This is a genomic window from Bacteroides sp. AF39-11AC, from assembly GCF_003474285.1.
In the GTDB taxonomy this organism is placed as follows: Bacteria; Bacteroidota; Bacteroidia; order Bacteroidales; family Bacteroidaceae; genus Bacteroides.
Window position 1 is genome coordinate 672,919 of record NZ_QROH01000001.1, and the last position, 16,573, is coordinate 689,491.

The window sequence follows — 16,573 nt, forward strand, 5'->3', positions numbered from 1 at the left end:
TTGTTTCACACCGAGAAATAACTTGTTTCATGCCTTGAAACTTTTTATTTCAGATAGTGAAACAATTACCTTCTGCCTTTTCTTCTTTTTATAGCCTGTATTTGTCCTTGAATACCTTCTGTACCCTTTTGATGTAACATGAGTGAAAGAAAATGAAATGTTACTGCGAAAGATGTAATATCAGCGAAAGTTTGTGTAAAATAACTGTAGGTACCTTTTGATATCTATACTGTATATTTGCTGCGGGGGAGATTTCCCTGCGAAAGAAACAAGCAAAGAAATATCAAAAGAGAAATAGTATGCAAAAACGTTTTTATCTTTTCTTGCTGGCAACCATCCTATATAGTTGCACAGCTTTGGGCCAGGGAAGCACGGCCGGAAATCCGGTGATTTATGCCGATGTACCCGATATGTCGATAATCAGGGTGGGAGATACTTACTATATGAGTAGTACGACCATGCACATGGCTCCGGGAGTCCCCATTATGAGGTCAAAAGATCTTGTGAACTGGGAGTTGGTGAATTACTGCTATGATATTCTGGCTGATGTAGATGTACTGAACCTGAATAATGGAAAAAATGCTTATGGAAGCGGAACATGGGCAAGCTGTATTCGCTATCATAATAATATGTATTATGTATCGACATTCTCAAGCACTACCGGGAAGACCTATATATATGCTACGGAAGATATAGAAAAAGGTCCTTGGAAAACAATCACGTTTACTCCCTCTTATCATGATCATACGGTTTTCTTTGACGATGATGGGCGTATTTATATAATCTGGGGTGGTGGTAAACTGCGGATAGCTGAGTTGAAACCCGATTTGTCCGGCATCAAGGAAGGGACCGAACGTATTTTCATAGAGAATGCCAGCGCTCCGTCAGGGGATAATGTCGGTTTGCCGGCCGAAGGCTCACAGTTGTTTAAGGTGAATGGAAAGTATTACCTGTTTAACATCACCTGGCCCAAAGGTGGAATGCGCACGGTGGTTATTCATCGCGCCGATCATATAAATGGGCCTTGGGAAGGCAGGGTGGCCTTGCAGGATAAAGGTGTTGCACAGGGAGGTTTGATAGATACGCCTGATGGCAGATGGTTTGCTTATCTTTTCCGTGATAATGGTGCGGTAGGTCGTATTCCTTATCTTGTTCCGGTGAAGTGGGAAGAAGGTTGGCCGGTTCTTGGTATAGACGGGAAAGTACCGGAGAGGTTGGAACTTCCGGCAAGTAAGGGATTGATACCGGGCATCGTGGCTTCGGATGAGTTTACACGCAAGAAGAAAGATACGGCTTTACCACTGGTTTGGCAGTGGAATCACAATCCGGATAATTCTCTTTGGTCAGTTAGTGAACGAAAAGGGTATCTGCGCCTTAAAACCGGACGGGTGGATGCTGATTTCCTGTCTGCACGAAATACATTGACGCAGCGAACAGTTGGTCCGGTATGTTCGGGAACCACTTCTGTGGATGTATCTAATATGAAAGAGGGAGATTTTGCAGGTCTTGTACTTCTTCAGAAAAAATATGGGTTCGTAGGTGTGAAGTATGAAAACGGGGTAAAGAAGATTGTAATGGTAAGTGCGCAGACTGATAAGCCGGAAGAGGTGGAAAGTCTGCCACTGAACCAGACAGTGATATTCCTGAAAGCTGAATGTGACTTTACGGATATGAAAGATATAGCCAGTTTCTACTATAGCCTGGATGGCAAGAAGTGGATTAAAATAGGCAGTCAGCTTAAAATGGCCTATACTCTCCCACACTTTATGGGGTATCGTTTCGGACTTTTCAACTATGCAACGAAAGCAGCCGGAGGATATGTGGATTTTGACTATTTCCGTATCAGCGATAAGAAATAAAGCGATTCATAATTATAAATCGATAATTTAAATAGAAATGAGAAAGATGAAATCGACGCTTTCTGTGGGGAAGCGCATCATTTTGTTGTCATTTTGTATGGCAATGTTTTCAGTAACAGGATTTAGCCAGGGAGCTAAAGGTAAAAAGATGAAGGGTGCTCCGGTATTCTCGAAGGTGGTTTATCAGGGTAATGACCGGGTGTACAGTGAGAATCCTCTGTCGTCCGGTGAGTTCTATAACCCTATCCTGCAGGGTTGCTATCCCGATCCGTCCATAACAAGGAAAGGGGATGACTACTTTCTGGTGTGTTCATCGTTTGCCATGTTTCCCGGTGTGCCTATCTTCCACTCGAAAGATTTGGTGAACTGGACGCAGGTCGGTCATGTATTGGACCGTACTTCACAGTTGAAAGTACAGGATACGGGTATTAGTGCGGGTGTGTATGCTCCGGCTATCAAGTATAATCCCAATAATGATACTTTCTATATGATTACCACCCAGTTTGCCGGTGATTTTGGAAATATCGTAGTAAAATCGAAAGATCCTTTCAAAGGGTGGAGCGACCCTATTAGATTGAAGTTTAACGGAATTGACCCGTCTATTTTCTTTGATGACAATGGTAAGGCATACGTGGTTCATAACGATGGACCGGAGAAAAGCGAAGAACTCTATAACGGACACCGCGTTATCAAAATCTGGGAGTATGATGTAGAGAACGACCAGGTGATTCCCGGTACGGATCAGGTTATTGTAAACGGGGGTGTGGATTTATCCAAGAAGCCTATCTGGATTGAGGCTCCCCATATCTATAAGAAAGACGGACGCTACTATCTGATGTGTGCCGAAGGTGGTACGGGCGGCTGGCATAGTGAAGTTATCTTTGTGAGTGATAATCCGAAAGGTCCTTTTATCCCGGCTCCGAGTAATCCTATCCTGAGTCAGAGATATCTGGATCATAACCGGAAGAACAGGGTAGATTGGGCAGGACATGCCGATTTGGTAGAGGGACCTGATGGCAAGTACTATGGTGTTTTTCTGGCTATCCGTCCCAATGAAAAGGGGAGAGTGAATATCGGTCGGGAGACATTTATCTTACCGGTAGACTGGTCGGGTGAATTTCCGGTCTTTGAAAACGGACTTATCCCGATGGAGCCAAAGCTGAAGACTCCTGCAGGTGTTGAAAATAAAACCGGAAAAGACGGCTATTTCCCCAACGGTAATTTTACGTTTACCGAAAATTTCACATCTCCGCAACTGGATTACCGCTGGATTGGTTTGAGAGGTCCTCGTGAAGAATTTATTTCAGTACTGAAGGATGGAGGATTACAAATCACCCCGTTCCCGGTAAACATAAAAGAAGTGAAACCAACCTCGACGCTTTTCTACAGACAGCAGCACAATAACTTCTCATTTACTACTACCTTGGACTATACTCCGAAAACGGAGAAAGATCTGGCAGGTATCACTTGCGTGCAGAGTGAGAGTTTTAATTATGTTTTCGGTCTGATGAAGCAAGATAAAGATTTCCATATAGTGCTGGCGAAAACTGAAAAAGGCAATACCCGCCTGCTTGCAAGTGCAAAGGTGGATGTGAAGAATCCAATTCAGTTGCAGGTGAAAGGTGTAGGGGATAATTATGACTTTAGTTATTCGCTGGATGGGAATAATTTCGTGTTGCTGGGTAACACCGTGTCCGGTGATATTCTTTCAACCAATGTTGCCGGTGGCTTTACCGGTTGTCTGATAGGTTTGCATGCTACTTCTGCCAATGATATTCAAGTGAATAATCTAAAGGATGCATATACTGATTATTTCACTATAGGATGCGCGGTGAATATGGCGAATTTTAATTCACCTCAACAGATAGCGTTGATTACTTCTAACTTCAACAGTATCACTGCGGAGAATGATATGAAACCTCAGCCCACACAGCCTGCAGAGGGAAAATGGAACTGGGAAAATGCCGATAAGATTGCTAACTTCGCGCGTGCCAATAAGATTGGACTTCGGGGACATTGCCTGGTTTGGCATGCTCAGACCGGAGGCTGGATGTTTCATGATGAAAAAGGTGATTTGGTTTCAAAGGAAGTGTTGTTTGAGAGAATGAGAACTCATATTCACACTATCGTCAATCGTTATAAAGATGTTGTTTATGCGTGGGATGTGGTGAACGAAGCAATGACAGATGATGCAAAAGCGGAGATTCCTTACCGTCAGTCTCTCTATTACAAGATTGCAGGTGATGAGTTTATTAAAAAGGCTTTTGAGTATGCTCATGAAGCGGACCCTAAAGCATTACTTTTTTATAATGATTACAACGAAACGAATCCTGCTAAGCGCGATCGTATCTATAATATGGTTAAGAGTATGAAGGCCGAAGGAGTACCCATTTCCGGTATTGGAATGCAAGGACACTACAATATTCTTTCTCCTACGGAAGATGAGTTCAGAAAGGCTCTCGAACTTTATTCACAAGTGGTTGATAATATTCATATTACTGAATTGGATGTTCGTATCAACACCCGGGAACAAGGCGGACAGCTCAGTGTAAATCAGGAGGGAAAGAAGTTGGAACTGACTCCTGAGGCGGATGCAGCGCAAGTGGCCCAGTATGATATGTTGTTCCGGGTGATGCGTGATTATAAGCATGTGATTAGTAACGTTACTTTCTGGAATGTGTATGATGGCGATTCATGGCTGGATCGTCGTTGGGGGAATCGTCAGCGTAATTATCCGCTTCTGTTTGATGAGAACCTGTTACCGAAGTCTTCATATTATAAGGTACTGACTTTTTAAATAAAGGTGTTGATGCGGTTTATTATATGCTCTGTCTCTTCATTCGTGAGTAATGGAGAGATGGGGAGACTTAACTCTTCATTATGGATACGTTCTGTAATGGGGAGTTGTTGCATTCCATATTCCTTTTTCAACGCTTCCTGGCGATGAGGTGGAATGGGATAATGAATCTGAGTCGAAATACCGCATTGGGTCAGATAACGTTGCAATTCATTCCGGCGGGGAGAAAAGACGGGAAAGATGTGGAAGACATTGGCTTCATCAATATGATCCGTATGGACAGTATTTTGTAATCCCAAGCGTTGCCAGTCAATATTTTCTTTATAGGATTGTGCTATCTCCCTCCTTCGGGCATTATCTTTATCTAAGCGGGATAACTTTATGGAAAGAACCGCCGCCTGTAATTCGTCCAATCGGCTGTTCATGCCTTGGTACAGATGAACATATTTTTCTGTAGAACCGTAATTGGCAATGGAACGTGCGGTGATGGCAAGTTCGGCATCATGGGTGGTTATGGCACCACCGTCTCCCAAGGCACCCAGGTTTTTGGCCGGATAGAAGCTGAAGGCTGCGGCATCACTTAAATTACCGGCTCGCAAGGCTGGGCTTTCTTTTCCCGGTAAGCCTTTGTTCCAGATGGCACCATGTGCCTGTGCGGCATCTTCTATGATTTTTAGTCCGTAGCGGGTAGCCAGATCGTATATTCCTTGCATATCGGCTAAACGTCCATATAGATGAACTGGTAATATGGCACGTGTACGAGGGGTAATCAGCGATTCAGCATAGGTGATGTCTATGTTGCATGTTTCAAAGGCAGGTTCACAAAGCACCGGTTTCAGTCCGGCACGGATGATAGAGAGTATGGTTGCGATGTATGTATTGGCAGGGACGATTATTTCATCTCCGGCATCCATTACTCCCAATTCACGGTAAGCAAGAAATATTAATGTAAGAGCATCCAGACCATTTCCTGTACTCACACAATGAACTGTACCGCAGTAGGCTGCGAATTCTTGTTCAAAACGGGCCGTCGCCTCTCCATACAGGTACCATCCCGAATGGGAAACACGTAGTAAGGCATCCGACAGTTCAGGCTCAAAGGAAGCATTGATTTTTTGCAGGTCTAAATACTTTATCATAATTTCAATTCGTAAACGTCATACATGATTGCTCTTGCACCGAAACCTTCCTTCTGGAAAAGTAATCCTTCATTCAATATTTGTCCGCCTTGTTCGGTGGAAATGCCGAAGTCGAAGTAACGCTTTTGTCCGTAGCGGGTGTATATCAGTTGGTGGAAAAGCAGGTCGAGTGCTCCGCATTTCTTTCCTTGTATAGAAGCGGCGATGTATTGTACGTGGGCCACTTCGTCGGTTTCATATACTACGCAGCCGCCCAGTGTTTCAGTTCCGTCGCATACCCGGAAAAGGGAAATCTGACGGGGAAAGTTTTTGTGCAGTCGGGTGATTTCTTCCAGTGAATGTACCGGGGCAACACAATATCGTTCATGTAGGTTTTCTTCCAATATTGACCAGAAAGAGGCGAAGTCCTCGTCTTCTGTGATTGTCAGTGCACAGGCCTGTGCCTTTTTTAATTGGCGACGGCGCAGGGTGCGGAAAGGCAGACGGTCGTCCAGTGGAATTACGGATGAGATGCTACGTGCTGTAAGTTGTGCGCCCAGGCGAACGAGGATATATAAATCTTCTTCCGCCGGATAGCGGTGGTAAATGTGCGGAATAGCCCGGTAAACCAGTGATTGTACACCGCACTCCGTATGTAAATAATTCAGGGCGGTGCAGAAGGCACTTTCTGCTTGCGCTAAGGTGATAGAGGCGGAGAGGAGTATTCCCCCATAAGTCAGTCCCTGATGGGAATAAAAGCAATCACCGGAAAGGTTGCCGGGGAGCAAGGCCGTTAATTTCTGATTACAGTAAATCAGCAGGGAACAATCTTGGAAGCGTTCGGCATGATAGCCCATATAGTCGCGTTGCAATAGGAATGTACCGTTTTTGGAGCGGCGCACGAAACGGTCCCAGCATTCTTTTTCTTCTGCCGAGTAGCGGACTATGTGCCAGTTCTGATCGGTTACTGTGCTTATTCCCATGTGCTTATCTGTCTTTATATAACTTCCGGGCTTTAAATATAGATATATTAGCCTGATAAATAACGTAAGTTCAGCTGCTTTATTATCTGTTTGGAGATATTCGGTGATGAAATATACCACAACTGTCCGGAATTTTAAAAATGTGCCTGAAAATGAAGAAGAACCTTCTTTTTTTCTTCCGTCGGGGCATGATGAAAAGGACAATTCGTTATATTTGTAGCAATTTAAAAAAACAAACGAAATGAAAAGAATGACTTTGAAATTTATCCTCGGCGTACTTTGGGTAGCTGTATTCTTGCTAAGCTCTTGTCATCCTGCATATAAGGTGACGAAGACGGAGGGTACGATGGTAGCGATTGACTCTACCTGGGATGTAAATCCTGATGCTGAAGCGATGGCATTGCTTGCTCCCTATAAGGCAAAGGTTGACAGTATCATGCTCCGTGTGGTAGGTACTGCAGAAGTGAGCATGGACAAAGGAGCGCCCGAAAGTCTGCTTTCTAATCTGGTAGCGGATGTTCTACGTAATGCAGCCGGACAAGTATTGGGTAAGCCTGCCGACATGGGATTAATAAATATGGGTGGCTTGCGTAATGTATTGACTGAAGGTCCTATTACCTGCGAAAATATTTATGAGATATTGCCTTTCGAAAATTCTCTTTGTGTATTAACCATGAAAGGTGTTTATTTGAAAGAATTGTTCAATAATATTGCAGCATGTCACGGTCAAGGTGTCAGTGGGATGCAGCTTGTGATAACGAAAGACGGAAAACTATTGGAAGGTACGGTTGCAGGCCGTCCGATAGAGGATGAACAGCTCTATACAATTGCTACCATTGATTACCTGGCAGACGGAAACGATGGTATGACTGCCCTGCCGCAAGCTGAGAAACGTGAATGTCCGGATGGGGCTACTTTGCGTGGTTTGTTTATGGACTATGTGGAACAACAGACTGCTACCGGAAAGAAGATTACTTCCCGTATGGAAGGCAGGATAACTGTGAAAGATGAGTAATCCAGCTTCGCAAGAGCATAATCATAAATTATAAATCATAAATCATGAAACGATATATTCTTTTATTGATGGCAGTTTGCTGCCTATTTCCGGTATCTGCACAGCAATCGACCAAAGAGATACCTGTAGAGCCTCTCTGCCTGGTAGCTCCTGACTCTGCCCAGAAAACCAAACAACTGGTGATTCTGCAAACAAGTGATACGCACAGTCGTATTGAACCCATTGCTGTGAATGCTGCTGACCGCTATGCCGGTATGGGTGGAACGGTGCGCCGGGCTACCTTTATTAAGGAAGCGCGTAAAATAAACCCCAACCTGTTGCTATTTGATTGCGGAGACATTTCCCAAGGAACTCCTTACTACAATTTGTTTCAGGGAGAAGTTGAAGTCAAAATGATGAATCTTATGGGCTATGATGCCATGACGATAGGTAATCATGAATTTGATTTCGGTCTGGAAAATATGGCACGTCTGTTCCGCATGGCGAACTTCCCGGTGGTATGTTCCAACTATGATGTAACAGGTACGGTGCTGGAAGGCTTGGTGAAACCCTATACTACCTTTAACCGCAATGGGTTGAAGATAGGTGTATTCGGTCTTGCTCCGAAGATGGAAGGCTTGGTGCAGGCTGATAAATGTGAAGGTGTGGTTTATAATGATCCGATAGAAGTAGCACAGAAAATGGCAGATTTGCTGAAGAATGAGGAAGGTTGTGATGTGGTCATTTGCTTGTCACACCTCGGTTATCAACTTAAAAATACTCCTTGTGACGAAGAACTGGCACAGAAAACGAATCATATCGATGCCATTCTGGGTGGACATACTCATTCCTTTATGAAAGAACCGGCTGTTTATTTGAATAAAGATGGTCAGAATGTACCTGTGATGCATACCGGAAAAAGTGGAATTTACGTTGGTATGTTGAAACTAACACTTGCGGAAGAATAAATATCCCAATCATCTAAGTAATAAATAGTAAAAAATGAAGAGACCTATTCTCTTATTGTTTGCTGCCCTTTTGTGGGGTGGCACAGGATTGCTTCATGCTCAGGAAGAAGCGCCTTTTCTCCCCTCAGCGGCAGATGCCCGTTGCAAACAGTGGGTAGATTCTGTATATTCCGGTTTGAACCTGCAGGAAAAAGTAGGGCAGTTGATTGTTACCACCTTTCCTGCCAAAGTAGATAAACAGAAGAAGAAACAGATACGCGATCTGGTTAAGAAATATAAGATAGGAGGTCTGCTGTTTGCCGAAGGTACACCGGAAGAGCAGGCTATACTGACGAATATTGCCCAGAAGAATTCTAAAGTTCCCGTTATGATTACTTTCGATGGTGAATGGGGACTCTCTATGCGCCTGGAAGGTACGCCTTATTTCCCGAAGAATGCTGCACTTGGCTGTATTGAAGACAACCATCTGATTTATGAATACGGGCGTGAAGTGGCACGGGAATTTCGTGAGCTGGGTGTTCATGTGAATTTTGCACCGGATGCGGATGTCAATACCAATCCTCTGAATCCGGTAATCCATGTACGCTCTTTCGGGGAAGACCCGAAGAAGGTGGCTGAAAAGGTGGTCGCTTATAGTCGTGGACTGGAGAGTGGCGGTGTGTTGTCCGTGAGCAAACACTTCCCCGGACACGGGGATACGGATGTGGACTCGCATAAAGGATTACCGTCACTATATTATAACCGCGAACGCCTGGATAGTGTGGAACTGTATCCTTTCAAAGAAATGATACGTGCCGGCTTGGGTGGGGTGATGGTTGGTCATCTGCAGGTACCTGTGCTGGAACCGGATGCTATCACGGCTTCTTCACTTTCCGGAAATGTGGTGACCGGATTATTGAAAAATGAAATGGGATTCCAGGGGCTGGTGTTTACGGATGCATTGGATATGAAGGGAGTTTCATCTGTGCCCCAGGTTACTACAAAGGCCTTGCTTGCAGGAAATGATATGGTGCTGGTGCAGTATAATACTGAAAATGCTGTGCAGGAGGTACTGAATGCGGTGAAAGACGGTGTTCTTTCGGAGAAGGTTGTGGAAGAGAAATGCCGTAAGATACTTACTTATAAATATCTGTTAGGTTTACGTCAGCCGCGCCCGCAGTTGCAGGTTAGCGGAATGAGTTATCGTATCCATACGGACGAAGCCAAAGCACTGGTAACGCGACTTCGCCAGGCTGCTGTTACGGTTCTGGGTAATCATTTTGGAGTATTACCGTTGACACCTGTTGACTACACTCCGATTGCACTGCTGAGTGTAGTCGAAGGTAAAGACAGCATCTTCATTGCTGAAATGAAGAATTTATCACCTGTTCCTGTTGAGTGTTTTCATTTGACGAGGGAGATGAGTGGAGATGAGCGCCGTGAATTGGCACGCAAACTGGCGAATTATCGTCGGGTTGTAATCAGCATATCAGGTAAAGATACAGATGCACTTGCTTATGCCGATTTTCTGGCAGGATTGAATTTGCCCGCCCCCATCGTATATGCTTTCTTTACGTCCTATCGTGCAATGCAACCTTTGGTTCCGGCTTTGAATCAGGCCAGTGCTGTGGTGTTGGGACATTCGTCGGAAGCGGATATTCAGCAATATGTAGCGGGTGTGATGTTTGCTAAAGTCCCTGCTCAGGGAAAGCTTTCCATGAGTATCGGTAACCTCTATCAGGCCGGTGAGGGAAGTATGATTACTCCGGGGATGAAACCGGGACGTATTATTCCTGAAGATTTGGGAATGAAGTCTAATGAGTTGCATCGTATCGATGCGATTGTCAAGGGCGGATTGGCTGCCGGAGCCTATCCAGGTTGTCAAGTGCTGGTGTTGAAAGATGGTCAGACGGTATATGATAAGTGTTTCGGTACTCATTCTGATAAAGACACCACTGCTGTACGCCCTACAGATATGTTCGACCTTGCTTCTTTGACGAAGACTACTGCAACACTGCTTGCCGTGATGAAACTTTATGATACGGGTAAGTTGAAGCTGACGGATAAAGCGTCCCAGTATTTGCCGTTCTTGCGGAATACTAATAAGAAGAATATTACAATAAAGGATTTGCTTCTTCATGAGTCCGGGCTGCCTCCTTATATTCGTTTTTATCTGGAGGCCATCGATCCGAACTCGGTGCATGGCCCGTATGCTCAAAGTTGGGTGGATGAGTGGCATCGCACGCAGGTCAGTGAACATAGCTATTATTGTTCAAACTTCAAGTTTAAGAAAGGTTTGGTAGCTGAAAAAGAATTATCTACTTACAACTTGCATGTAGCTGACAAAATGTGGCTGAACAAGAGTTTCAAGAATACCATCTTGCAAAAGATTGCCCGGTGTGATATGGACAGCAAGCGGTATGTGTACAGTGATCTTGGCTTTATCCTGTTGCAGCAGGTGGTGGAGGCTATAGTTAAGTTGCCAATGGACCTTTATTTGGCTAAAGAGTTTTATGCACCTATGGGGTTGCAACGTACCATGTATCTGCCCTTATTAAGGTACTCCAAACAAGAGATTATGCCTACGGCCGCAAATGATTTCCTGCGCCGTCAGGATTTATGCGGCTATGTGCACGATGAGACTGCCGCTTGTATGGGTGGTATTTCTGGTAATGCAGGTTTGTTCTCTACAGCTACGGAAGTTGCGAAGATATACCAGATGATGCTAAATGGGGGAGAATGGAACGGTAAACGTTATTTGAGTGAGGCGACTTGCCGTTTGTTCACTACGGAGACCTCCGCCGTCAGTCGCAGAGGATTGGGTTTTGACAAGCCTAACTTGAAGGATTTGAAGAACAGTCCTTGTGCTCCTTCGGCTACCAATACCGTTTACGGACATACCGGTTTTACGGGTACCTGTGCCTGGGTGGATCCTGAACATGGAACGGTGTATGTTTTCCTCAGCAACCGTCTGTGCCCCAATGTGTGGAATACAAAACTGACTGAGATGAATATCCGTACAAATATACAAGAAGCGATTTATAAAAGCCTGAAATAGTCTGGACATAGAAATACTGGAGACACGGGAAATACAGCGTTTTTTACTAATTAGTCCAAAAAACTCTGTATTTTCCGTGTCTTTGTGTTCGAAATACTATAACTTTGGTAACCTTAATGCATAAATGATGATGAAAAAACTATTCCTACTCTTTTTGATGATATGCAGTTGTTGTGTCCGCTTTGATGCTCAGGCGCACCATCTGCCGGCACCACAATCTCCTGTACCTCCTGTTGAACCTATTATGATACGATCTGTTTCCAATGATGAACGATGCCGACAGTGGGTAGATTCGGTACTCAACAGGATGAATCTGAAAGAACGTATCGGACAATTATTCATTTATACCATTGCTCCTCAGCAAGATAAGGCAAATCGGGATTTGCTACGTAAAGTTGTGGATGACTACAAAGTGGGCGGTCTGCTCTTTTCCGGTGGATTGATGGAAAATCAGGCGATACTGACCAATGAAGCACAAAAGATGGCAGATGTTCCGTTGATGATAACCTTTGATGGTGAATGGGGACTTTCCATGCGCTTGCGAGGTACGCCGGTATTTCCCCGAAATATGATTCTGGGCTGCATACAAAACGACAGTTTGCTCTATGAATATGGTCGTGAGATGGCCCGGCAATGTCGGGAACTCGGTGTGCAGGTTAACTTTGCTCCGGTGGCGGATGTGAATATCAACCCGAAGAATCCGGTTATCAATACCCGTTCGTTTGGGGAAAGTCCTGCTAATGTGGCCGATAAAGTAATAGCCTATGCCCGTGGTCTGGAAGACGGTGGCGTGCTTTCCGTGAGCAAACATTTTCCCGGTCATGGAGATACGGATGTGGACTCGCATCATTCATTGCCGAAGCTGACCTTTTCCCGTGCACGTTTGGATAGTGTGGAGTTATATCCGTTTAAGAAAGCCATTCAGGCTGGGTTGTCCGGTATGATGGTGGGACATTTGGAGGTGCCGGTACTTGAATCGAAACGAGGGGTGCCTTCTTCACTTTCCCGTAGTGTAGTGCATGATTTGCTGACACAGGAGATGAAGTTCCAAGGATTGGTATTTACGGATGCCCTGGCTATGAAAGGTGTTTCTGCCAATAACACGAGTATTTGTCTGCAGGCATTGAAAGCGGGACATGATTTGTTGCTTGTGCCCCGGCGGATTAAAGAAGAAGTGGATGCTATACTGGATGCTGTGAAAAACGGTGAACTGACGGAGGCAGAGGTTGAGGCAAAGTGCCGGAAGGTACTTACTTATAAATATGCTCTCGGGCTATCAAAGAAACCTTTTGTTCGCCTTTCGGGGTTAAGTAATCGTATTAATACGGCGCACACCCGTGATTTGATACGGCGTCTGAACCAGGAGGCGATTACCGTACTGAAGAATAAAAACGATTTGCTTCCGTTGGATGCAGATACCCGGGAAGTAGCTGTGCTCAATGTAGGTGATGCAAAAGAAATACAACCGTTCCTGAAGGAGCTTTCCGAATTCATTAATCCTGTCGGTTCAAAAGGAGTACCTGCTGTCTTTCAATTGAAGAAAGAGTTGCCGGTGGCTGCACGTAAGCAGTTGCGTGATTCACTGTCACAGTATAAACGTATTCTTGTTTGTGTGACGGAACATCGCTTGGCGCCTTATCAGACCTTCTTTGGGGAATTTGTTCCTGATATTCCAACAGCTTATCTGCTTTTTATACCCGGTAAGCAAATGTTGCAGATACGTCGTGCAGTATCGGCTGCTAATGCTGTGGTACTTGCACATTCATCGAATGATGACGTACAGTGTCAGGTAGCCAGAATACTGTATGCCGGTGCAACGGCAAACGGACGCCTTTCGGCAAGTGTCAGTGACTTGTTTGCTACGGGGGATGGACGGACTATTACTCCGAAAACACCGCTTCACTTTGTACCCGATGAACATGGGATGAACTCCCGCCTGTTGACTCGCATTGACGAAATAGCGAAAGAAGGCATTAAAGAAGGAGCTTATCCCGGTTGTCAGATTGTGATATTGAAAGATGGAAAAGAAATGTATAATAAAGCTTTCGGAACACATACCTGGCCGGGGGCTACGGGTGCTTCTGTCAATAAGCTTTCTGCTACCAATATTCCTGGCGCTACTTTATCGGTATCTTCGACGGATGTTTATGATTTGGCTTCGCTGACAAAGACTACGGCAACATTGCTCGCTGTTATGAAGCTGTATGACAAAGGACGTTTGAATCTTACCGATCGTGTGTCAGACTATCTGCCCTGGTTGCAAGATACGGATAAAAAAGATATCACAGTCCGCCAGTTGTTGTTGCATGAATCCGGATTACCTTCTACATTGTTGTTTTATCAGGAAGCTATCGATAAAGAGAGCTATGGAGGAACTCTTTTCAAAGCAAAACCGGATGCTGCACATTCTGTGCAGATAGGTGTTCGTACCTGGGCTAATCCGAAATTTAAGTTCCAGAAAGGGTTGACTTCTAAAGTGCGGACGGCAGAGCATACCTTGCAAGTTGCCGATAGCTTATGGCTGAATCGTTCCTTTAAAGAAGTCTATCAACAAACGATTGTGAAGGCACCGTTGCGCGATCGCCGTTATCGGTATAGCTGTGTAGGTTTCATCCTGTTGCAGCAGTTGGTTGAGGCGCGTACGGGCATGTCGATGGATGCTTTCCTGGAACAGGAGTTTTATGCTCCAATGGGGTTGAAACGTACGGGATATTTGCCATTAAAAGGTGCAGCTACGGCGGGAACAGCATATGCAGGCATTGTATCTGGTAAGCATACTCCTATACCGAAAGCAGAAATTATACCTTCTTCGGTGGATCTATTCTTGCGGAAAACCGTTCTTCAAGGCTTCGTGCATGATGAGTCGGCAGCTTTTCAAGGCGGTGTATCAGGGAATGCCGGTCTGTTCTCCAATGCAACGGAAGTGGCTCAGATTTATCAAATGTTGTTGAATGGGGGAGAGTTGGATGGTAAGCGTTATTTAAGTCCGGAAACTTGCCGTGTATTTACTACTACTGTATCCCGCATCAGTCGTCGTGGTCTGGGCTTCGATAAACCTGACCGACAGAATCCGGCAAAGAGTCCTTGTGCTATGGCTGCGCCTGCTACTGTTTATGGGCATACCGGATTTACAGGTACTTGTGCCTGGGTTGATCCGACGAATGGGCTGGTTTACGTTTTCCTTTGCAATCGTATCTATCCGGATGTATGGAATACGAAACTGATGAAGATGGATATTCGTACACGAATACAGGAGGTGATGTATCAGGCGTTAAAATAGCTATAATAATAGAAGAAGGGAATAGCCCCCCGCTCACGCGGCCGGTTACTCCCTTTTTCACGTCTTGAAACAATCAATTAATACCAGTCAAACTTATCTGTGTTGCAATGCAAATTATGTTAGAATGCAATACCCAGACGCAGACCGAAATTGCTTAAACCGTCTACACTATAAGTGAACAGGTCGCCCTTGTTCGTGCCATAGCTATAGTAAGCGGCAATGTGCAACCCCGGACCATAAGCCCATGGGTAAATGTTGAGTCCAATTTCTGGTGATACATAGAAACCCCAAGTACTCTTGTTGGCTTCGTAAACATTGAAAGTTGATTTCATTTCAGCGTACTGAGGACCTACCTTCAGCCCAACATAAGGCTGGAAAGCGCTACCGCGGTCGAAGGTATAACGACCTGCCAGACCGAAAGGCAACTGGAACAGTGTGTGCTGTTGGTCGGTATTGATGCTACCGCCTTCACCTACTGGAAGTGTCTGGCGTCCGAAATATTCGTGGTTGCTATGGTAAGCAAGGAAAGCACCGAGAGCAATGTTCGGAGTTACGTAGTAACCACCTTCAAAACTCATACCCCATCCGCTGGCTTTATCAGCGAAATGGTTGCTCAGGGGGAAGTTGAATTGCCAATCGATATTAGCATAACCGTTATCGGTCAATTGTGCCTTTGCCGGCATGGCGAAGACAAGAGCCAGAGCGGCAACCGCCAGTACTCTCATTGAAATATATTTTATTGTTTTCATACTTGTTATTGTTTTAAACGACTTAACTACTTACTACTAATTATTTATTAGTCAGATATGAAGATTGAGCATAAGCTTGGTTTACACCTTCAATAGCCAGTTTAGTATTTACAGATGTAGAACCGCTAAGCAATCCGCTCATATAGCTTGTCCAGAGTACGGGCAGTTTCTCTTTTTCACCCTGTGTAGCTTCCAGATTAAGGAGCTCGGTAATGAATGAACCTGTGCTATAAGTATAAGTTACAGCATACGGATAGTACCATCCGCCCCAGTTACCCCAGTAAGGTGCATCCCAATAACCAGGATAGTTCCACCACCATTCGGGACGTCCGTAATCATTAAAGTAGTAAGTGCTCTTGATGTAGCTGACCTGTAAACCAAGGTTAGCTTCTTCACGGTCGTCTACGCGGACAAAGCCACGATTATTCATGTTGGTAGCATAGGCTTGTAGAATTTCCTGAGCACTTTCATCTTTCCAGTATTCGGCCTCTTTTTTATCGCCGATGATAAGAATGCTATCCGGCATGTAGTACGTTTGGAAAGCTTTGAAGTCAGCTTTCGTGTCATAGTTGGTATAAACCAGATATTTGTTGTCCAGCTTATCCGTGTCAGGGTCTTTTTCGCAAGCTGCGAAAGTCAAGACCACCAATAATAGGGGAATTAATTTCTTCATACTTTTATAATGTTTAGGTTAAATATAAAAATCCTGCCCTGGTACCTCAGGCTTTTGGTACATGAACAAGATAAAAAATAAAAGGTTCGGAAAGGGGTATGTTAAAATTGTATTT

General features: G+C 44.7%; 10 protein-coding genes. 6 read left to right on the top strand and 4 right to left on the bottom strand.

The features are described 5' to 3' along the window. Window positions 1-299: 299 nt before the first annotated feature. Together DW036_RS02245 and DW036_RS26165 are read left to right on the top strand one after the other, a co-directional pair. Window positions 300-1,859 (top strand): glycoside hydrolase 43 family protein, encoded by a 1,560-nt coding sequence (locus DW036_RS02245; protein WP_118460961.1) that lies wholly within the window; start codon window positions 300-302, stop codon window positions 1,857-1,859. A 37-nt stretch (window positions 1,860-1,896) separates the two neighbouring features. After that, window positions 1,897-4,656 (top strand): endo-1,4-beta-xylanase, encoded by a 2,760-nt coding sequence (locus DW036_RS26165; RefSeq protein WP_118460963.1) that lies wholly within the window; start codon window positions 1,897-1,899, stop codon window positions 4,654-4,656. On the opposite strand, the gene DW036_RS02255 is transcribed toward DW036_RS26165, so the two are convergent. Beyond that, window positions 4,653-5,795 (bottom strand): DegT/DnrJ/EryC1/StrS aminotransferase family protein, encoded by a 1,143-nt coding sequence (locus tag DW036_RS02255; protein WP_118460965.1) that lies wholly within the window; start codon window positions 5,793-5,795, stop codon window positions 4,653-4,655. The two genes, DW036_RS26165 and DW036_RS02255, sit on opposite strands and share 4 nt — an antisense overlap. Next, the gene (locus tag DW036_RS02260) at window positions 5,792-6,757 is read right to left on the bottom strand and encodes a GNAT family N-acetyltransferase (RefSeq protein WP_118461183.1); all 966 of its coding nucleotides are present in this window, start codon (window positions 6,755-6,757) and stop codon (window positions 5,792-5,794) included. Before DW036_RS02260 ends, DW036_RS02255 begins: the two co-directional genes overlap by 4 nt. A 241-nt stretch (window positions 6,758-6,998) precedes the next feature. Here DW036_RS02260 and DW036_RS02265 point away from each other — a divergent pair, with 241 nt between their 5' ends. The 4 genes from DW036_RS02265 (at window position 6,999) to DW036_RS02280 (ending at window position 15,036) form a co-directional block, all read left to right on the top strand. Continuing rightward, on the top strand, window positions 6,999-7,772 hold the full coding sequence (locus DW036_RS02265) for a 5'-nucleotidase C-terminal domain-containing protein (protein WP_118460967.1): 774 nt from the start codon (window positions 6,999-7,001) through the stop codon (window positions 7,770-7,772). Between the two features lie 44 nt (window positions 7,773-7,816). Continuing rightward, a complete protein-coding gene (locus DW036_RS02270) occupies window positions 7,817-8,719 on the top strand; it encodes a bifunctional UDP-sugar hydrolase/5'-nucleotidase (RefSeq protein WP_118460969.1) in 903 nt (300 codons plus the stop codon). 34 nt (window positions 8,720-8,753) lie between these two features. Continuing rightward, entirely contained in the window at window positions 8,754-11,756 is a 3,003-nt protein-coding gene (locus DW036_RS02275; protein WP_118460971.1) for a glycoside hydrolase family 3 N-terminal domain-containing protein, read from the top strand. Window positions 11,757-11,886: 130 nt separating this feature from the next. After that, the gene (locus tag DW036_RS02280) at window positions 11,887-15,036 is read left to right on the top strand and encodes a glycoside hydrolase family 3 N-terminal domain-containing protein (protein WP_118461185.1); all 3,150 of its coding nucleotides are present in this window, start codon (window positions 11,887-11,889) and stop codon (window positions 15,034-15,036) included. A 119-nt stretch (window positions 15,037-15,155) separates the two neighbouring features. On the opposite strand, the gene DW036_RS02285 is transcribed toward DW036_RS02280, so the two are convergent. Further along, window positions 15,156-15,785 (bottom strand): outer membrane beta-barrel protein, encoded by a 630-nt coding sequence (locus DW036_RS02285; protein WP_118460973.1) that lies wholly within the window; start codon window positions 15,783-15,785, stop codon window positions 15,156-15,158. Between the two features lie 40 nt (window positions 15,786-15,825). Beyond that, window positions 15,826-16,458: a DUF4136 domain-containing protein gene (locus DW036_RS02290; RefSeq protein ID WP_118460975.1), complete on the bottom strand. Its 633-nt coding sequence runs from the start codon at window positions 16,456-16,458 to the stop codon at window positions 15,826-15,828. Window positions 16,459-16,573 lie beyond the last annotated feature (115 nt).